Source organism: Nostoc commune NIES-4072 (assembly GCF_003113895.1).
Classification (GTDB): domain Bacteria; phylum Cyanobacteriota; class Cyanobacteriia; order Cyanobacteriales; family Nostocaceae; genus Nostoc; species Nostoc commune.
Window position 1 is genome coordinate 2,476,027 of record NZ_BDUD01000001.1, and the last position, 18,479, is coordinate 2,494,505.

Sequence of the window (18,479 nt, forward strand, 5' to 3'; positions counted from 1 at the left end):
GTGGTGATTCTCGCTTTGTTGTCTGTTCGTACTCGGATCTTGCATCACAAAGATTTAGCACCATCAACTATTTTTCTTGCTTTATTTGTAACTTTTGAACGCACCCCAACTAATTGCTTGCAATATAGTTGGGGATTCTTTCGCTAGGAAACCCTAAGATTTCTCAGCGTATCCAGAGTTACTGGCGTTCTCAGTGTGTCGTTGGAACTTTTGCCTACGAACACTCTAGAAAAGTGCTTATCTCCTACAATTAACGAGTACCAGTATCTAGCACCAATATTGTAAGAAGCAGAGAGATCAGCGTTGTACTGCTTATCATTTTTAAATACAGCCAAAGAGTAATTAATAAAAATTATTTTACCTCCCAATTCATTCCATCTTTGTTGTGTCAACTCAACTATTTTACAGTGACACCAAAGATGGAATTTTTGCTTTTGCAGAGAACCCTTTTTACCTACCTTAGCTTTCCATCCAGATAAATTCTCAAACACAATTACTTTAACATTGTGAGTTTTCGCAAACTCCACAATGTCTCTCATAACCTTACGAGATATTTCTAAATTGATGTTGGCTGACTTGCGGTAAAGTCCTTTGCAAAAACCAGTAGGTAGTTTTCGTTTTGTTAGATTAGCTGTTTGTGATGATTTCTTCCTAATCATCATTCTACGTTGATTTCTGCGGTCTATGTCTCTGGCAGGGTTAATGAACTTCCTTGCCTTTACAGTACCGTTTTTACCAACAATTGAGACTGTAGCAGCATTGTTAATGCCCATATCAACACTGCATACAAAATCAGAGTCTTCTGTATCAACCTTCTTAATTTGAACGGGCATAGAAAGTTGACTTTTGTTTTTGCTAACAACTAGAGCAGGTGATTGTATCTGATTACCATCAATTAGATGACGAGATCAACCATGCCTTTTGACTTGAATATTGTTAAGCCATACCCAATCAGTTCCACTCCACACTTTCATATCAACAGTTTGATAATTTAAACCATACTTTACCTGCTGACCTTTATATAAAGCAGGATAAGTTTTGCACGTTGCAGTTAGTCAATGTGAATGAAATTCGTGCTTTTAATCTACATAATCGGTTGGTATTTGCTCTTCAGCAGTCTTATCTGAAACTATTGGGCGACTACCATCTATCTCTAGAGTATCCTGAACTTGAAAATTACTTTTAGTGATTGGACGTTCACCGTCTATGTCAAGAATCTCCTCAACATCTAAATCACTAGGGTCAATTGGACGCTTACCGTCTACATTTAGCATTTCATGTTCTTGAAAAGCGCTCTTAGCAATCGGGCGTTGCCCATCTATATTAAGCGTTTTATCATAATCGTTTTCATTCTTTCCAATTGGACGCTGACCATCTATATTAATTGTTTTTTCTATTTCAATATTACTTGGATCGACTGGACGCTGACCATCTATATTAATTATTTTGCTTGTCTGTATCAGTTCATTAGATGATGAAGACATATCAGTTTCATTTCCTATCTCTTGCTGATCCAAATTATTTTTATTACTACTAACTTTGTTTGTGTTATCCATGTTTGCTATGGTGATGATAAGATTATTTATTTACTATCAACATGACCTTAAAAATTGTTTGTCTCTAAGCAAGATATGCTAAAAATTAGCTAGAGACCAGAAAATTATGATTTCTCAAACAATTCCTTTATCTAAATATGATACTGAAGTAGGAACAGAAAATCCTCTATCACAGCACAGAATGCATCTATGACTTGAGAGGGATTTCTCATTTCTCAGAGATACCTGTGCGCGGCTGGGCATTGAAAGGGTTAGTATCCACAGTTTCCGCAGCAGGCGCTTGGCTAACCAGAAGCAAGTTGATGCAAATTACTTCTCAAAAGCTTGACAAACATCCTAATACTGCTTTTTGTCCTCAGCTAAGTTAATTTAGGAGTTGGTAGTCTTGAAATCGTTAACTGTAACGCTTGCATTTGAGGAAAATCGCGCTTAATAATTTCGATAGCTTTTCTTTGACTCTCTTGGTTTTTAACGATCAGTTGTGCAGTGCCATCGCCTTGAGAACCCACACCTTTTCCTCCGAAGATATAAGGCTGAAGTGGCTCGTGATAGAGAAGCAAATGCAGCCTTTTTGCAGTTAATTGATCAGGACAAGCCGGAACTACGTACCGATCAAATTCAGCTTGGGCTTTTTTCATTAAAGATCCAATAAGTTGGGCATCTCCTCTTTGGATTGCTTCAACTGCTGCCTGGGTAATTTCAGAGCTAATAGAACCAAAATATTTTTGGACATTTTTCTGAATTTCATTAGTAGCAAAAGGATAACATTGATTCAATGCTTTTAGTATTTCTTGTGTGTTTTTGCTACCGCCGAGATCGACAATCAGAAAAAACAGATCCTCACTAACTTTTAATTCGAGCAGGTCGATTTCTTCACCATCAAATATCATCAATATTGGGCGATTTCCATAAGCACAAGCTTGATCCATACGACCGCAAAGACTAGGAGTAATTCTTTCTCCCAGGTAGGCAAACTCCATTTCTTCACGAATTGTCATCTTCAAGTCATACAAACGATTAAAAGCCCTCGCAATCAGAACACAAAAGGCAGCACTCGAAGATAATCCCTTTTGGATGGGTAAGTCGGTTAGATAATTATCAATCTCAAGTCCGCCGACACCATAGTGAGTAAGAAATTGATAAGCTGTACCAGCAGCATAACTAAAAAAACCACCCTTTGCCGCTATGCATTTCAGGGTATTAGATTCCATAGGTAATCTCAGTGGCCTATAACCTCTGCCATCATTGAGAGAAGCACGAATAATTAACTCAGTAGAATTAGGCAAAACATCAGCATAAATTCCTTGATTAGTACCAACAATTAAGGTGTAGCCCTTTTCGAGCAGAGGATTAATCCTGCGATATTCTCCTGCCCAATCGCTGTGTTCTCCGAACAAACAAAGACGGCCTGGAACAAAAATTCTCATTTGAAGTTTCCTGTTGTTAATCTGGTACTATCCTTATTAACTTGAATCAATAACACGCCATTCATCACTTTGATACTTTACATCAGCAAAATTCTGGCACAAATGAATGAAATTCTTCTTGTAGTAGATATGCAAAACGGTTTTATGTCTGAAAAATGCAGACATATTATTCCTAATGTCATTAAACTAATTGAGCGATTTTTAGTGGTTGGTAAACTCGTTGAATTCACAAGATTTATTAATACTGCTGATAGTAATTATGTAAAACTAATTCATTGGTCAAGGTTGATACATGAACCAGAAACGAATATTATTGATGAACTTCAGCCATATATAAATGGTATTTATCAAAAATATTATTACTCAGCATTTACGGAAAATTTTTCGAGTTTTATTTTTCTTAATAGAATCAACAAAATATATCTTTGTGGGCTTGAAACTGATAGCTGTATTTTGAAAACAGCAATTGACTCTTTTGAGCGTGGTATTGAACCAGTCATTATTGAGGATGCTTGCTTTAGTAACGGTGGTCAGCAAGCACATGATGCAGGTATTTTTTTGTTGAAACGTAATATAGGAAAAAACCAAATTATCATGACTGATGAGATTCTTGAAAAAATATTATAAGCTGTTCCACATCTAATTTACATTTTGAGGGTGGATGTCCCTAATCGCTTCAATAAAGATAGTTGTTCCTTGTTGAGCAACCACTGTTTCACTCAACTGTTTAGACGCACCAAAATCGATGAGTACCAAATCTCCTTTTGGCGGTTGAGGGGATTTGCGACGAATGATATTCTGTGGTTTAATATCTCGGTGAATGACTTTGTGTTGATGAACAGATTGAAGAATATTTAATAAATCGAGCAATAATTCCCGAATTTTCAACTCACTAAAGATTCCCTGGTGTTGTAATTATCTACAGATGGACTTATTATTACCTAGTAAACAGCTACTGTCAGCCTTCAGTATTGCGCTTTTGGTGAGTACTAGATAAAATTCCACGGGTAAATGCAGAGCGATCGCTAGTTGAGAAATAGACGTTGTGCGATCGTCATTCACGCTTTTAGTAAATAGGCTACGCTCTAAGGTACAGCAATGCTAGCAATGCTGTCGATATGTGGGTAAAGTTTTGATTACTCTTGGGCGGGCTAGATGCCCACCCTTAATTGTTATTGCAATGCCTCAGCAGTCTTTTTCTTATCCAACTTGAGAATCAACACACCTAAAGGTGGTAAACACAAATCCAGCGAATAAGGACGACTGTGCAAAGACCAATCATCCGTCCACTTACCGCCTAAGTTGCCCATATTGCTGCCGCCATACTGACGCGCATCGCTATTGAATAACTCAGTATAAAATCCCTTTTGCGGTACACCGATGCGGTAGTGAGAATGGGGTTGCGGTGTAAAATTGCAAACTACGATCGCAAAATCATCAGAATCCTTGTCACGACGAATGAAGGAAACTACACTATGGCGGTTATCGCTACAGTCAATCCACTCAAACCCAGGTTCAGCAAAATCCTGGGTGTACAAAACTGGCTCAGAACGGTAGAGATGGTTCAATTCTCGAAAAAACGTTTTTAACTGTTGGTGCGCTTCATGCTGTAATAAATGCCACTCCAAATCAGCCCAGGCATTCCACTCACTCCACTGCCCAAACTCCATGCTCATAAACATGGTTTTCTTACCTGGATGAGCAAACATATAGCTAAACAAACAACGGATATTAGCTAACTTCTGCCATGTATCCCCCGGCATTTTGCCGATGATATTGCTCTTACCATGCACCACTTCATCGTGAGACAGAGCCAGCATAAAGTTTTCGCTGTGGTTGTACCACATACTAAAGGTGATATTATTTTGGTGGAACTGGCGGAACCAAGGGTCCATGCTGAAGTAATCCAGCATATCGTGCATCCAGCCCATATTCCACTTCAAGTTAAAGCCTAGTCCGCCTGTGTAGGTAGGCCAAGATACCATTGGCCAAGAAGTGGATTCTTCAGCAATTGAAAGAATACCAGGAAAATAACTAAAGATAATGTGATTTACCTGACGCAGAAAATCTGCTGCTTCTAAGTTTTCTCTGCCGCCGTACTGGTTGGGTAGCCATTCTCCTGGTTTGCGGCAATAGTCGTTATAGAGCATTGAGGCAACAGCATCAACACGAATCCCGTCAATGTGGTACTTGTCAAACCAGAAGAGGGCATTTGCTGCTAGGAAGTTACTAACTTCATGGCGACCATAGTTGAACACCAAAGTACCCCATTCTTTATGTTCGCCTTTGCGGGGGTCAGCGTGTTCATACAGGTGACTACCATCAAAGAAAGCTAAACCATGTCCATCTTTGGGGAAGTGACCAGGAACCCAATCCACAATTACCCCAATCTCATTTTGGTGACATTTGTCAACAAAATACATGAAATCTTCGGGGGTGCCAAAACGGGAGGTGGGGGCATAGTACCCAGTTACTTGATAACCCCAAGAACCATCAAAGGGATGCTCTGCAATGGGCAGCAATTCTAGATGGGTGTATCCTAATTCTTTAACATAAGGAATGAGTCGGTCAGCTAGTTCCCGGTAGGTAAGGAAACGTGCGCCGGGCTTCAGTTCGGAAACGATAACGACAGGTTCAGTTTCACCATTTGGCAGTTTAGCTGGTTCTGCACTCGAAGCATGTAACCAAGAGCCTAAATGTACTTCGTAGACTGAGACAGGCTGGGTGAGGGGGTCAGTGTGACGCCGCTTTTCCATCCAGCTTTCGTCATTCCAACTGTAAGCATCTAAATCAGTGACAATGGATGCGGTTTTCGGGCGGGGTTCTTGCTGGAAACCGTAGGGATCAGATTTTTCGTAAATGTGTCCTTCAAAATTTTTGATTTCATATTTGTAATGCTCTCCCACACCGATTTCAGGAATAAATAATTCCCAAACTCCGGTAGGGCCTTTACGCATCTGGTGTTTACGCCCATCCCAGAGGTTGAAGTCTCCCAACAATGAAACGTTGCGAGCATTGGGTGCCCAAACTGCAAAATAAACACCTTTAACGCCGCCTATTTCCGTGGGGTGCGCTCCCAGCTTTTCGTATATCCGGTGATGGTTGCCTTCGCTAAACAAATGCAAATCAAAGTCTGTCAAGCGGGGAGAACGGAAAGCGTAAGGGTCATAAGTGACACGCTCATGTTCCCCTTCTTTAATCCGTAACTGGTAGTTTGCCAGTTCTGGAGTGTCAATCGTGCATTCAAAAAAGTGAGGATGATGCACTGTTTGCATTGGGTATTCCTTCCGTTGTTCAGGAAGAACCACCCATGCTGCACTGGCATTTGGTAGGTAGGCCCGCACAGCCCAGACAGTTTTACCGTCTTGTTCTATAGGATGAGAACCTAGTATTTCAAAGGGATCGTTATGCTGATTCCAAACGATGCTGTTAACCTGTTCAGGGGCGATCGTGGTCATGGACATGAAGCTACCTAAGTGATATAACGTGATTGACTAAATCTACTTTTTTAATATCTATATATATTCTTTACATTTATTTGCAATTTTGTCGCCACCGTTATCGTACATCAGAATGGGGAATGGGGAATGGGGACTAGGGACTAGGGACTGGGGCATTGCACAGAGGATGAATGACAAATGACTAATGACTAATGACGAATGTATCAAAAATTTAAAAATGGGAAAAACTGGAGTAAGGTTTTACGTATACGCAGCAAGAAAATCTGTTCTCGAATTTTGGGGTCTAGTTTTGGGGGCGGGGCAAGTTGGAGCTGCGCTTGTAATTGAATATATTCGGCAGCTGTTAGGGATTTTCCATCAATAGGCGATCGCGCTTCTATGATAATTTTAGTGCGTAATATTTCTTCTGGTGTATCCTCTGGTGGTGGTAACGCTATTACCTCTGATTTCCAACAACTATTTAAGATAACTAAAGTTACACTAATTACAACTAAGCTCAGTAATTTTAATGCCTTTCTCGTTTTAATTTTCCCCATCTTCCGAACTCCGTTCACAACGCCGGATGAAAATCTGTTCTCCTATGCCCAATGCCCAATGCCCAATGCCCAAATTTATCCAATAAAAATCTGGCAATATCAAGGGACATCACCAGGTCTCTTCTGATACGGAATAGACTACAGGGAATGCCCAAGAGCAATTGCCAGCGATCGCAATGAATTGTTTTTCCTTCTGAAAAGTCAGGAGTCTAAGCCATTCCAAACACCAAACTAGGGAAATACTTTGCCCACAAAATAGTTTAGATTTATAGAACTCAACTCCCTTCGACTGGGAATAAGGTTCTGTCACAGAAGAGGAAAGGGAGCAGGGGGGAGAACCCCATAAATCAATTTAGGGCTGCTGAGGCAAGAATGCATTATTTTTTGTGGCACTTTCCGGAACGCTCGGTAGCGCAGCGTTAGCGACGGAGGAGCGTCTGACTCGCTAACGCTGCGCTATCGAAATAAATTATTTAACATTGAGCGTAAATAAATTTAGGTGTTTGAAACCCTGTATTAGTAGGCAATTCCAGCATCTTTTTCCCCTGCTCCCTGCTCCCCTGCTTTTATAACCAGGAGAGAATTTCAGGGGGACACATGGTTGAAGAGGTAATCCTCATCACCAGTGTCCTTTATTTGCTGCCCTACTGAGCTGATATTCAAGTAAACTTTAGGCTCTGATACACCAACAGAAAAATATAGGTTTTTACTTAACCCAATTAATTCAGGCTATGTGGTGACGAGCGTTGTTAATAAGCTGTTTTGGGCATGCATATTTCAACTAAAGTTTAGGATGCCCTATTTAGGAGTAGCAGTGGGACTAGCTGCGGGAGTAGTTGTGGGAGTAGCTGCGGGAGTAGTAGCAGGTGTAGACGACCCACCACCAGCAGGTGCATCAGTTGGTTCACCTGTAGCAGCTGGAGTACTAGTAGTACCAGTACCGCCATTACCAGCGCCACCACCAGCATCACCACCGCCGCCTTCACAAGCTCCGAGAATTGTAGCCAGACTTAAGATTACAGCCAAACCAAAGATTCTTGTTTTCATAACTCCTCTTTCACCAATTGTGGCTAGAACAATTTTTCGCCTGTTGAATACGATACCGTATTTATTGCTTTTTTTTAAATGCTACGAGATTACATATTAAAAAAAACAATCCTTTGGGGTATTCTTTTTTTGATTAGGTGTCATACAGCCATCTGATTAGTTTCTCTTAACCCAGTAGCAAAAGGGAAATTACCAAATTTTCTAGCAATCCGAGCTATCATAGCAAAAAATTTATTTTTTCCTGGAGTATTGCACCTTGCTGCCCTGCGTTGCCATACTTTAGGTGCAATATCTAAAAGGCAAGCTGTCCAATTGCTAATCGCTGATTGCAAAATTGCAATATCTAGAGGATGCAATTGGTATAGCCATCTATCAGAACAGTTAAAAGGGTGTAGTCTGTTATGTGTGCTTGTTGCACAGAAGGCGATTTTAACTAAGCAAAAAGAGACAATTAACACAATCAATCTAAAGTACAGTATTTCTCATCTAAAAAATTTATGGTAGTTGCTCGTAAATCTGCTGTTTCTACAAGGGGTACTTGGTTCGGGCGAGATTCTATCCTTTCTTTAGGGAGGCGACGTTCTGCACGTATAGAATCAGCAGCACAAAACGCTTCTACGCCTGCTGTCCAAGAAGCTGCACTAGTATCTTCTCAAAGACGACAGCGTTCCCCGAAAAAGCTAGCGGTTTCTCCCACAAATGCAGCAGTTATGCCCAAATCAGGGAAACAGTTGGGTAGACAACAAGTGCTAAATCTCAATGAGCAGGCGAGTGCAAACCAGAAAACCCCAGGGGTAGGTTTTCTTCGCCTTCCCATAATACCTAATTCTGGAGCGGCACCTTTGTGGTTGCTGCGCTTGTACACTTTTCACCGTTATTCGACAGTTTTGGCGTTCTTATTAGTAGCATCGACACTTGCTGTTTATGGCTGGACAGTATATTCCCAAGAACTTTGGAGTAAGTCATATCGCAGGCTGCAAAGCCTCCAACGTCATGAGCGGCTACTAACAACAACCAACGCGACGCTGACAAATAAAATTGCCCAGGAAGCAGAACAACCAACAGCAGGGCTGGTATCGCCGACTCCTCAAGGGATGATTTTTTTATCTCCAGCATCTCGTAGTCCTAAGCCAGCATCGTCTAACACAACGCCAAATCCCCAAACGCAACAGCAAACACTCTCGCCACTGGGGTACTAAGGTTAAGAGTCATTGGTCATTGGTTATTGGTCATTAGTCATTAGTCATTGGTCATTGGTCATTAGTTATTCATAACGGGCAAATGACAAAGGACAAATGACAAAGGACAAAGGACAAACGACAAAGGACAAATGACAAAGGACAACCTAATGCAAAAATCACCAAGCAGAACAAACAGAAAGTTTCCGAATCCAGCATTTAAAAGGCGACAGAAGGGTTCTAAAGGAGGATTGTTAGGGACACTTGCCTCTAATATCCAAGACCAAACATCCAACACCAAGTCCCGATTGTTTATAGTATGGGGCGTATTAATGGCAGCAGGGTTGGGGTTAGGTGTTAAATTGTATAATTTACAAATCGTCAAGGGGCCAAAGTTAACAGAGCAGGCGCGAAACCAGCAAATGGTGAATTTGCGACCTTTTATGCCCCGTCGCCCGGTGGTAGATCGCAATAGTAATCTGTTGGCAATTGACCGTCCTGTATATACTTTGTACGCTCATCCCAAGCTGTTTAATAAGTCTAATGAAGATATGGCAGGGCAACTTGCCCCAATATTGGCAAAAGATACTGCTGAATTGATAAAAACTTTTCAAAGCAAAAGAAGCGGAATTATACTTGCCCCAGCCCTCCCGGAGGAAACTATCGATCGCATCAGCTCTTTGCGCTTAGATGGCTTAGAGTGGGCCCAAAAATACTCCCGATATTATCCGCCAGACGATTTAGTTTCTGATGTGGTGGGCTACGTGAATCTTGACCGCCGTGGTCAAGCAGGTGTGGAATACTCTCAAGAGAAGTTGCTAGAACGTCCTGTGCAAACAGTGCGCCTCAGTCGGTCGGGTAATGGGGCCTTGATGCCGGATCATGCCCCTGAAGGTTTTTTGCATTTTGATGATTTGCGACTGCAACTCACTATTGATAGCCGTCTGCAACGAATTGCCCGCGTTGCACTCAAACAACAAATGGATAAGTTTCAGGCTAAACGTGGGGCAGTAATTGTGATGGATGCCCTAGATGGTTCCTTACTCGCCCTTGTTTCTCAGCCTACTTATAACCCTAATGAATACGCTAAAGCTAATATCTCACTATTTAAAAACTGGACGGTAGCGGATCTTTATGAACCGGGATCGACTTTTAAACCTTTGAATGTAGCGATCGCTCTAGAAAATGGAATCATCAAACCAGATGATATGTTTAATGACTCCGGTTCTATTCGAGTAGCTAATTACACCATCAAAAATGCGATGAATAATGGGAATGGGCGAATCAGCATCGCTCAGATTTTGCAATATTCCAGCAACATTGGCATGGTGCAAATTATCCAACGCTTAAAGCCTTCAATCTATTACAACTGGCTAGAACGCTTGGGGCTAGGACAAAAAGTTGATACAGATTTACCTTTTGAAGTTGGTGGTCGGCTTAAAAGTCAAGAAGAATTTATCTCTTCGCCAATTGAACCAGCTACTACTTCCTTTGGGCAAGGCTTTTCCATGACACCCATACAGCTGGTACAAATGCACGGTGCTTTAGCCAATGGCGGTAAATTGGTCACACCCCATGTAGTTCGGGGGCTGATTGATAGCAAAGGGCAAATGCATGATTCACCTACTCACACCGTCCCCCGGCAAATTTTCTCAACCGCAACAACCCAAAAGGTTGTGGAAATGATGGAAACTGTTGTTAATGAAGGTAGCGGAAAGGCAGCACAAATTCCAGGATATCGCATTGCTGGTAAAACTGGTACAGCCCAAAAAGCTAGTCCTAATGGTGGTTACATCAAGGGTGCTAGAATGACCAGCTTCGTGGCTATTTTGCCAGTGGAATCTCCTCGGTATGTTGTGTTCGCACTAGTGGATGAACCGAAAGGAGAAAGTGCTTATGGTTCTACTGTCGCCGCTCCAATTGTCAAGTCGGTAATCGAAGCACTCATTCCTCTTGAGCAGATTCCGCCAAGTAAAGCGATCGAGGAACAGAAGGAAGCGCCGTAGGGAGCAGGGAGCAGGGAGCAGGGGGCAGGGGGCAGGGAGCAGGGGGGGCAGGGGAGGCAGTGGGAGAGAACTATTGCCCAATCCCCAATCCCCAATCCCCAATCCCCAATCCCCAATCCCCAATCCCCAATCCCCAATCCCCAATCCCCAATCCTTTTTGTTCCCCTAGACTTAATTTTTCTTTATAACCAGGGAAAGAGGTAGAGAAAGCTACTCGTGTGGGAAGTTAAGTATTAAAGGTGAAAGTAATTTTTCACTTTTCCAATGCTACCGAAGATTCCATGCAAAGCAATTTAGTTATATTTCCTAACGCTGGGGCTGCAAAAAAGAGTACGCAAACAGAAGAAGGAACAATTACCAACTACGACCGTGCTGAGAAACAATTTATAGAACTGCTAGCAATGGAGGATTTGGATCATAAATTAGATGTAAAACCTGCAATAGCTAGTGAGTTTGAACAGGCACTCTCAAGGGCAATTCGCGCTGCCTATAAAAACGATCGCTCTGATGAACAGGCTCACCGTTTTCTACAACGGATACTTTATCGAATTAATCGGCTAAAGCTGTTTTGGTATGACGATTTGCATCACTATACCAATGAGCGATCGCTTTACTTGTCTTCATGTCGTGACCTAATTGAAGCTGCTTGGCAAAAGTGGGAACTGGCACAATTCGATGTGGCTGCACTGCAACAATTAGATGTAAAACAAGCTCTAATTGAGCGCACATCTGCCGATTTAGACCCGATTTTGTCGGAGAGTAGCCGCTACATTCGTGAGGAAATGACTGAATCAGGCTATCGTCACCTGTTAGCGATCGGTTCTTTTGATGGCTTGGTTGAAGCTAGTCATCTTTCCCGCATTTTGGGTGGTGTTGCTAATGAAGTGCAGTGTACACTAATGCGAGTACTAATAGAAGAGTACGGCAATGGTCGTTTATCTCGCAAGCACTCCACATTTTTTGCCCAAATGCTTGCTGAGTTTGGAATGAACACTCAACCAGAGGCATATTTCGATTTAGTACCTTGGGAAGTTTTGGCTTCTACCAATCATAATTTTCTGATGACTGAGCGCAAACGCTATTTTCTGCGTTATAGCGGCGGTTTGACCTATTTTGAAGTGGCTGGCCCTGCGGTTTACAAAAATTATATGGTGGCGGCGCAACGACTTGGACTCTCAGAAGTAGCGGTGGGTTATTGGGAACTACACATTAGAGAAGATGAACGCCACGGCCGTTGGATGTTAGATGATGTGGCTTTGCCATTAGCAGAACGATATCCCAATGATGCATGGGAATTAGTGCTTGGGTACGATCAGCAGAAACTCATGAGCGATCGCGCGGGTAGTGCTGTTGTGCGATCAATACGTCAAGCAAAACAATCTGTCTGACTCATCTAAGAAATCAAAAAAATTAGAAATTAAAAAATGACAGATTCTTTCTGGCGTTTATAATTTCACATTTCTAAATCATTCTATTGCTAATCTACCTACAATCCGATTTTTTTAGTAAGGACTTCTTTACTAAAGGAAGGGTTATTTGTTTCCTTGAGATTAAGGTAATTAAATAACCTCTTATTACATTGATTATACCTTACACATTGAAGTGCAGTCAAATGAAAGATATCTTTTTTTGTCCTGAAGAATCTAATTTTTACTCAAACTGTTTAGAAAATTTTGTTCTCAGAAATTGTAAAAATTATGAATCTATTGTGGAGTTTGGCTCAGGAGATGGCAGTCCTGTAATTAATTCATTATTAAGAAACAACTTCGATGGCATCATTCAGGGATTTGAATTAAATACCTCTGCATGGAAAGTAGCAAATTCAACTATCGATGAATATAATCTCACTAATAAATATAGAATTCATAATTCATCTTTGTTTAGTTCTTCTCAACCCGATGCCGAGTATCTTGTAGCCAATCCACCCTATCTCCCGGCTCCAGATAATGATATTTATATGCCACTCTTATTTGGGGGCGTGGATGGAGCCACAGTTACCAACGATCTTTTGTCGTTAGGTTACGAAAATGTGTTGGTTTTAATATCTAGTTTTTCTAATCCAACAAGTACGCTGAACTTAGCAAAAGAAAATGGATATTGTGTTCAAAATTTCATGGTATTACCTTTACAGTTCGGCTACTATAGCTCTGATCCTAAGGTAAAGAACCACATAGAAGAACTCCGAAAAAAGAACATGGCATTTTATTCTGGCGATTATTATTTTCTAGCTGGCGTTTTATTTAACAAATGCCAGGATTCTGTAGTTGATTTATCTAATCAATTGGCTCAGGTTATGACTAGTTTGTGAAAAGAAATTACGCTTATGCAATCCCCATCTTAGGAGTACCTTGTTCGCGTTAGCGTCTGTCTGCGACACGCTGCGCGAACGCAGAGAAGATGGGGACTTGCGGGATTAGTTAAATCAATATCTATTCTCAAGTAATTGCTTTGTTTACCTGAAGTTTTTGTTGTATGAATGCACTGCTAGTAGGGTGAGATTGGCGCTTGAGTGCTGCAAATAGAATTACAACAGCACCGAACGATAAAATAGGAAAGGCTGAAGTTGGTTCAGGTACAGAGACAGATGGGGTTGGCGTTAAGAGGAAGGCGCGTAATTCACCATTAACTGCACCACGACCAACAATTTGTCCCTTATTATTAATGGCAGATGCTACTGTCAAGGTAAAGCCAGCGTCTGAACCAGGAGCAATCAAGTCATTTAAGTCGTACAGAGTGTTATCACTATAAAGAAAAGCTCGCAAACCATTGCCATCTGCTGCAAAAAAGTTACTATTAGTGCCAGAAAACCCGACTACTTCACCCAAATTATTTATCCCCAAAGCAACACTGAACAAATCTGTAGGACGTAACTTACCCAGGTCTTGGATTCCCGTGCTGGAACTGTATAGAAAAGCAAGACCATCATCTATTCCAGTCAGGCCTGAACTACCAACCACTTGTCCTAAGTCATTAATATCATTTGCTACGCTGTACTGGTAAACTGGCAAAGTTCCCAAATTAGTAGTTAGGCCGTTTTGGTACAGAAAAGCTGTGTTTGAACTGAGAAAGCCTACTACTTGTCCCAAGTTATTTAAACTGTACGCAACATTACCAGGAGTTCCAATGCTAGTTGCTATACCATCACTGTATAAAAAAGGGCCAAGTCCGACCGCTCCCCCGACTATTTGGGTGCGATCATTAATGGCATAAGGAATAGCGTTTCGGATAGGGAGGGGTTGGGTGATGCCATCGCTGTATAGTAAAGGGTTATTTCCAGTAAAGTTATTACTAGCAACTGAATTACCAACTACTTGTCCCAAGTTATTGATACCAGTTACTGAAAGTTGATTATCACCAGGCAGGGGACTAATTTTTTGAAGTGAACCATTACTGTAAAAAAAAGAACTCCCTAAAGAATTAATGGCTACTTCACCTGAGTCATTGATGTCTGTAGCGAAACTGAAGGCTTCTCCTGTAAGACTGCCTAAGTCAGTAACTGAGTATAGAGATACCGCCAATGCCGACTTGGATGCAGTAAGACTGATTGCGGTCAAGGTTATTGCTGTTATACAAGATTTCCACTTAAGTAAAAGCATCTGACTTTTCCGTGATTTTTTATTCCACTATTAAGTTACCACTGAACAGTAGACTGGGAAACTGCCATATCTGGGTAGTCATACCCCCGGCTGTTCCAAGCTTTATCATCGTCTGGTTTAAATTCAATGGCTTGGTCGTAAGATGCAACAGCTTCTTCGTAGCGTTGTAATTCATCTAATGCAATTCCTTTACCTTGCCAGTCTTCTGAATCTTGAGGGGTAAGTGCGATCGCTCGATCCAAATCTGCTTGTGCTTGCTGCGCTTGGTCAATTTTTTGGTAAGCTAATCCTCGCCTTACTAGCGCCAAAATGTAGTTTGGCTTAATTCTCAAAGCTTGGTTCAGGTATCCAATGGACTCTTGGTATTGTTCCAGATGATAACAAGTTAGACCCAACCCATAACTTACTTGGGGGTTTTGCGGTTCCAGTACAACAGCTTGCTGAAAAATCTGTAAAGCTGCTTGGTACTCTCCCCGATCAAGTTGGTTGTGTCCTTGCTCTAGTAAACTTGCCACGCTAGGATTTGGCATTATTACCTAAAGTCCAATATTTGATTGATATTATAACTTATTGGCTGAGTAAGAGGCTGTTTATACCCGCATTTCTCACAAGCTTTGCGTAGGCGTAGCCCGCCGCAGGCATCGCCTATCTTGTAATCTTTACTAGAACCGATTTCAAGCCTTTTTCGCAGTTAATAATTTTAGCACAGTGCGAAACGCATAAATCTAGGTTTTATAAGGCTTTGAGAAATCCGGGTTATAGAATCCATTTGGGATAATTATTACAGAATGATAATGTCTATTGCTAAAATCACCAAACAAAGCAACTAGAAGGCGTTACTGGTACTTTGTACGATTTCCATTACAAAACCATTAAATAAGTATCTTTTCCTTCCACTGGCAAAACTCGCAATTTCTGATTTTGTAAATCGGGTTCTAATCCTAAATCTTCTAAAGGTATTAATCCCAATAACGGATCTGAACCTTCTGGTAATTCAATACAATTGAATGTCCCTTCTCTTCCCTCAACTGAAAGATTCAACATTTTAAAAATCCGAGCTTTTTGTACTCCTGTAGCTATTTTTACATCTACTTCTCCTTGCAGAGGCAATCCCAAATCAAGAATAATATTTTTAGGCAAGCACAGCCTTGTTGCACCTGTGTCAACTAAAACATCATGTAAAGTAATTGAGCGTATTTGTTTTGTGGGAATAAATCCTCTTTCTGCGAGAGTTTGGTCAATTTGATTAGTAATAGTGATTGTGGTAGTTACTTTGCCCATTTTTTCACTTTTGCTATTTGTCATATCATTTTCCTATAAGAGGATGTTTGAAAAATGGTATGTTGTGATTTTAATCGAATTACTACCCCCTTTAATCCCCCCGATATATGCAGGGCTGTTTCATTCGCTCAGGTAAGGATTTTGTCAAGAGTATCAGCCAGAAATTTTAGAGAGTCGGCAATCGAAAAATGACTAATTCAACGAGTAAATTTAAGTGCGATCGCTAGGCTCATGAGCAAATAAAATTTTTGAGTTACCAGATTTTTTGGTTGATACGCTTGTAAATTCAGGTCTTTTAGGGAATGAAACAGCCCTGCGATATATGGGGGGAAACAGGAAATCCAGTTCCCTCCCCAATATATCAGGGAGGGTTAGGGTGGGGTAAAACCCACATTTATCAAGCAACAGCCTCTTGCCTAAGCTTTCGTACCGGACGCTTGCGATCGCTTCGACGAACGCCCCCCGCCATTTTGTACTCATCGCTATTCTTGCCATACTTTGCAGCTACACTGAGTAACATGTGTTCTGTTAGTTCCATCAGTGACTTTTCGGTAACTTCTAAGGCTTCCTGAGTCATATCTACGGTGGAAAGGCTTGAGTTATAAGCTTCCAATTTATCTTGCGTTGTTTTGATGAGGGCTGCAAAGGAGTCAATTGTTACCCCATTCCCTAAGTCTAAGGTGGGATTGATCGATTTCAAACCCGCAATCCGACGCTGCGCTTTATCAATTACTTTAGACCCGCGTTTTGGACGTGACATAAATCACCCTTCTGTTATTAATAATGCGCCAGGATAAAAACTGACTTCTACCCTGGACTGTACAGCACTAGGATAAACAGAATTAGGGTTACTTGACACCCGCATTATTCAGTATAAATTGACTTATCTACTACAAATATATTAAATTGTTTTACGTAAATTCTTGTAAATCGCCCGAATTCAATAAACGGCTGCCCGAATTCAATAAACGACTACCCGAATTCCGACTACCCGAATTCAATAAACGACTACCCGAATTCAATAAACGACTGCCCGAATTCAATAAACGACTACCCGAATTCAATAAACGACTACCCGAATTCAATAAACGACTACCCGAATTCAATAAACGACTATCCGAATTCAATAAACGACTACCCGAATTCAATATAGGAACTTATAGCAATCTTATTTGAGTTGTGAAAATTTTTGTTATGGTCGTCCTTGGTCAGTTGTGATAACAAAAGACAAATGACTAATGACATCTTCACGCCTAATCTATGTAAAAACACTTAAAAAACTATTAATAGGTATAAATGTATACTATATTTTTAAATAATAAAGGCGATCGCGGACTCTTGGCCGAGGGCGATCGCCTTTCATTTAACCCCTACAATTGGAGTCAAGTATGATAAGCTTTTTTCTCTCCCTGATATCAAATCCAGTAATAACAAACTTGGACATTTTTTGTTATTCTCGGTAAGATTATTGCTATGAGTCTATCAAGAAGTAGCAGATGAACGTTTCTTTGACCCCAGAACTGGAAAAGTGGGTGCAATCTAAAGTTGAAAGCGGTATGTATACTTCGGCTAGTGAAGTTATCCGTGAAGGTCTACGGCTGCTCAAGGAGCAGGATGCCCTCAAAGCAATACGCCTTGCCGATTTGCGTCGGGAGATACAGCAAGGGATTGATAGCGGAGAATCAAGACCTCTAAACATGGATGAAATTATTGAATTGGCAAAACAACAACGGCAACATAGAGAATCCACATAATGGCAATAATTCTCAAAAAACCGTTAGCACAAGCTGATTTATTGAATATTTGGAATTTTATTGCTAATGACAGCTTTGAAAAAGCAGATCGGCTTCTACAAAAAATTGACAACCAACTCAAAATGCTGGCATCAAACCCAGGTATGGGAAGAAAGCGTGATTCCTTAGCACCAAATCTGCGGAGTTTTCCGATAGGTAATTATCTAATTTTTTACCGTCCTATAAACCAAGGGATTGAAGTCATTCGTGTTCTACATGGAGCAAGAGACATCCAAAGCCTTTTTGAAGAAGATGATGATGAGTAAGTCGTCAAAAAGGAGTTCCCAAATTCAATCAACGACTGTCCGAATTTAATCAACGACTGCCCGAATTTAATATATAGCGCTTCTCGCTTGAGTCCAATACAGACCTAACCCCCAGCCTCTTAAGAGCTAGCGTTGGGGAGCAAGATTCAAAGCCTCTCTCCTAAAAGGAGAGAGGAATGGAAGTGAGGTCAAAGTGTATTGCTTCCATTCGAGAAACGCTATAAATCAGGTTCAATATAATCAGGAGCAATGATAATTAGAGGCTTACCTGTAAAATTTTTAACCATAATTGCGTGCCATTTGTAATTTTGTAAGTTAAAAATTAAATATTA

General features: G+C 40.9%; 17 protein-coding genes and 1 pseudogene. 7 read left to right on the forward strand and 11 right to left on the reverse strand.

Annotated elements, in window-relative coordinates:
* Positions 1-143 precede the first annotated feature (143 nt).
* The 3 genes from CDC33_RS10950 to CDC33_RS10960 form a co-directional block, all read right to left on the reverse strand.
* Positions 144-833, reverse strand: coding sequence for a hypothetical protein (locus CDC33_RS10950; protein ID WP_219930011.1), 690 nt, complete (start codon positions 831-833; stop codon positions 144-146).
* Positions 834-1,079: 246 nt separating this feature from the next.
* Positions 1,080-1,556 carry a hypothetical protein gene (locus CDC33_RS10955; RefSeq protein WP_109008503.1) on the reverse strand — a complete coding sequence of 159 codons (477 nt, stop codon included), beginning with the start codon at positions 1,554-1,556 and terminating at the stop codon, positions 1,080-1,082.
* Positions 1,557-1,915: 359 nt separating this feature from the next.
* The gene (locus CDC33_RS10960) at positions 1,916-2,983 is read right to left on the reverse strand and encodes a mevalonate kinase family protein (RefSeq protein ID WP_109008504.1); all 1,068 of its coding nucleotides are present in this window, start codon (positions 2,981-2,983) and stop codon (positions 1,916-1,918) included.
* Between the two features lie 102 nt (positions 2,984-3,085).
* Between CDC33_RS10960 and CDC33_RS10965 the strand changes: the two genes are divergently transcribed.
* Positions 3,086-3,610, forward strand: a complete 525-nt coding sequence (locus tag CDC33_RS10965; protein WP_109008505.1) for a cysteine hydrolase family protein — start codon at positions 3,086-3,088, stop codon at positions 3,608-3,610.
* Between the two features lie 57 nt (positions 3,611-3,667).
* On the opposite strand, the pseudogene CDC33_RS40330 reads toward CDC33_RS10965, so the two are convergent.
* The 4 genes and pseudogenes from CDC33_RS40330 to CDC33_RS10985 form a co-directional block, all read right to left on the reverse strand.
* Positions 3,668-3,898, reverse strand: a pseudogene (locus tag CDC33_RS40330) (protein kinase domain-containing protein); the annotation flags it as partial.
* A 257-nt stretch (positions 3,899-4,155) separates the two neighbouring features.
* Complete coding sequence (gene glgB, locus CDC33_RS10975; protein WP_109008506.1) at positions 4,156-6,447, reverse strand: 1,4-alpha-glucan branching enzyme; 2,292 nt, start codon at positions 6,445-6,447, stop codon at positions 4,156-4,158.
* A 200-nt stretch (positions 6,448-6,647) separates the two neighbouring features.
* Positions 6,648-6,980, reverse strand: a complete 333-nt coding sequence (locus CDC33_RS10980) for a hypothetical protein (protein ID WP_109008507.1) — start codon at positions 6,978-6,980, stop codon at positions 6,648-6,650.
* 798 nt (positions 6,981-7,778) lie between these two features.
* Positions 7,779-8,027 carry a hypothetical protein gene (locus CDC33_RS10985; protein WP_109008508.1) on the reverse strand — a complete coding sequence of 83 codons (249 nt, stop codon included), beginning with the start codon at positions 8,025-8,027 and terminating at the stop codon, positions 7,779-7,781.
* A 497-nt stretch (positions 8,028-8,524) separates the two neighbouring features.
* Between CDC33_RS10985 and CDC33_RS10995 the strand changes: the two genes are divergently transcribed.
* The 4 genes from CDC33_RS10995 (at position 8,525) to CDC33_RS11010 (ending at position 13,519) form a co-directional block, all read left to right on the forward strand.
* Positions 8,525-9,226 (forward strand): hypothetical protein, encoded by a 702-nt coding sequence (locus tag CDC33_RS10995; protein ID WP_109008510.1) that lies wholly within the window; start codon positions 8,525-8,527, stop codon positions 9,224-9,226.
* Between the two features lie 149 nt (positions 9,227-9,375).
* Positions 9,376-11,211 carry a peptidoglycan D,D-transpeptidase FtsI family protein gene (locus tag CDC33_RS11000; RefSeq protein ID WP_109008511.1) on the forward strand — a complete coding sequence of 612 codons (1,836 nt, stop codon included), beginning with the start codon at positions 9,376-9,378 and terminating at the stop codon, positions 11,209-11,211.
* A gap of 281 nt (positions 11,212-11,492) precedes the next feature.
* Positions 11,493-12,599 carry an iron-containing redox enzyme family protein gene (locus tag CDC33_RS11005; RefSeq protein WP_109012536.1) on the forward strand — a complete coding sequence of 369 codons (1,107 nt, stop codon included), beginning with the start codon at positions 11,493-11,495 and terminating at the stop codon, positions 12,597-12,599.
* 224 nt (positions 12,600-12,823) lie between these two features.
* Entirely contained in the window at positions 12,824-13,519 is a 696-nt protein-coding gene (locus CDC33_RS11010) for a class I SAM-dependent methyltransferase (protein WP_109008512.1), read from the forward strand.
* Between the two features lie 127 nt (positions 13,520-13,646).
* On the opposite strand, the gene CDC33_RS11015 is transcribed toward CDC33_RS11010, so the two are convergent.
* The 4 genes from CDC33_RS11015 to CDC33_RS11030 form a co-directional block, all read right to left on the reverse strand.
* Positions 13,647-14,765, reverse strand: a complete 1,119-nt coding sequence (locus CDC33_RS11015; RefSeq protein ID WP_181373965.1) for a DUF3466 family protein — start codon at positions 14,763-14,765, stop codon at positions 13,647-13,649.
* A 77-nt stretch (positions 14,766-14,842) separates the two neighbouring features.
* A complete protein-coding gene (locus CDC33_RS11020) occupies positions 14,843-15,337 on the reverse strand; it encodes a tetratricopeptide repeat protein (RefSeq protein WP_244919198.1) in 495 nt (164 codons plus the stop codon).
* 331 nt (positions 15,338-15,668) lie between these two features.
* Positions 15,669-16,112: a retroviral-like aspartic protease family protein gene (locus tag CDC33_RS11025; RefSeq protein WP_109008515.1), complete on the reverse strand. Its 444-nt coding sequence runs from the start codon at positions 16,110-16,112 to the stop codon at positions 15,669-15,671.
* A gap of 373 nt (positions 16,113-16,485) precedes the next feature.
* Entirely contained in the window at positions 16,486-16,848 is a 363-nt protein-coding gene (locus tag CDC33_RS11030; protein WP_109008516.1) for a hypothetical protein, read from the reverse strand.
* A gap of 736 nt (positions 16,849-17,584) precedes the next feature.
* Here CDC33_RS11030 and CDC33_RS11035 point away from each other — a divergent pair.
* Entirely contained in the window at positions 17,585-17,842 is a 258-nt protein-coding gene (locus CDC33_RS11035; RefSeq protein ID WP_109008517.1) for a type II toxin-antitoxin system ParD family antitoxin, read from the forward strand.
* Entirely contained in the window at positions 17,842-18,147 is a 306-nt protein-coding gene (locus CDC33_RS11040) for a type II toxin-antitoxin system RelE/ParE family toxin (RefSeq protein ID WP_109008518.1), read from the forward strand. The genes CDC33_RS11035 and CDC33_RS11040 overlap by 1 nt, the downstream gene beginning before the upstream one ends.
* The last annotated feature ends 332 nt before the right edge of the window (positions 18,148-18,479 follow it).

Bases quoted from the DNA above. Each gene is read 5' to 3' on its own strand.
- CDC33_RS10995 (WP_109008510.1), top strand. From the start codon at position 8,525: ATGGTAGTTGCTCGTAAATCTGCTGTTTCTACAAGGGGTACTTGGTTC.
- CDC33_RS11040 (WP_109008518.1), top strand. From the start codon at position 17,842: ATGGCAATAATTCTCAAAAAACCGTTAGCACAAGCTGATTTATTGAAT.
- CDC33_RS10985 (WP_109008508.1), bottom strand. From the start codon at position 8,027: ATGAAAACAAGAATCTTTGGTTTGGCTGTAATCTTAAGTCTGGCTACA.
- CDC33_RS11030 (WP_109008516.1), bottom strand. From the start codon at position 16,848: ATGTCACGTCCAAAACGCGGGTCTAAAGTAATTGATAAAGCGCAGCGT.
- CDC33_RS10965 (WP_109008505.1), top strand. From the start codon at position 3,086: ATGAATGAAATTCTTCTTGTAGTAGATATGCAAAACGGTTTTATGTCT.
- CDC33_RS11020 (WP_244919198.1), bottom strand. From the start codon at position 15,337: ATGCCAAATCCTAGCGTGGCAAGTTTACTAGAGCAAGGACACAACCAA.
- CDC33_RS11000 (WP_109008511.1), top strand. From the start codon at position 9,376: ATGCAAAAATCACCAAGCAGAACAAACAGAAAGTTTCCGAATCCAGCA.
- glgB (WP_109008506.1), bottom strand. From the start codon at position 6,447: ATGTCCATGACCACGATCGCCCCTGAACAGGTTAACAGCATCGTTTGG.
- CDC33_RS10955 (WP_109008503.1), bottom strand. From the start codon at position 1,556: ATGGATAACACAAACAAAGTTAGTAGTAATAAAAATAATTTGGATCAG.
- CDC33_RS11005 (WP_109012536.1), top strand. From the start codon at position 11,493: ATGCAAAGCAATTTAGTTATATTTCCTAACGCTGGGGCTGCAAAAAAG.
- CDC33_RS11035 (WP_109008517.1), top strand. From the start codon at position 17,585: ATGAACGTTTCTTTGACCCCAGAACTGGAAAAGTGGGTGCAATCTAAA.
- CDC33_RS10950 (WP_219930011.1), bottom strand. From the start codon at position 833: ATGCCCGTTCAAATTAAGAAGGTTGATACAGAAGACTCTGATTTTGTA.
- CDC33_RS10960 (WP_109008504.1), bottom strand. From the start codon at position 2,983: ATGAGAATTTTTGTTCCAGGCCGTCTTTGTTTGTTCGGAGAACACAGC.
- CDC33_RS10980 (WP_109008507.1), bottom strand. From the start codon at position 6,980: ATGGGGAAAATTAAAACGAGAAAGGCATTAAAATTACTGAGCTTAGTT.
- CDC33_RS11025 (WP_109008515.1), bottom strand. From the start codon at position 16,112: ATGACAAATAGCAAAAGTGAAAAAATGGGCAAAGTAACTACCACAATC.
- CDC33_RS11010 (WP_109008512.1), top strand. From the start codon at position 12,824: ATGAAAGATATCTTTTTTTGTCCTGAAGAATCTAATTTTTACTCAAAC.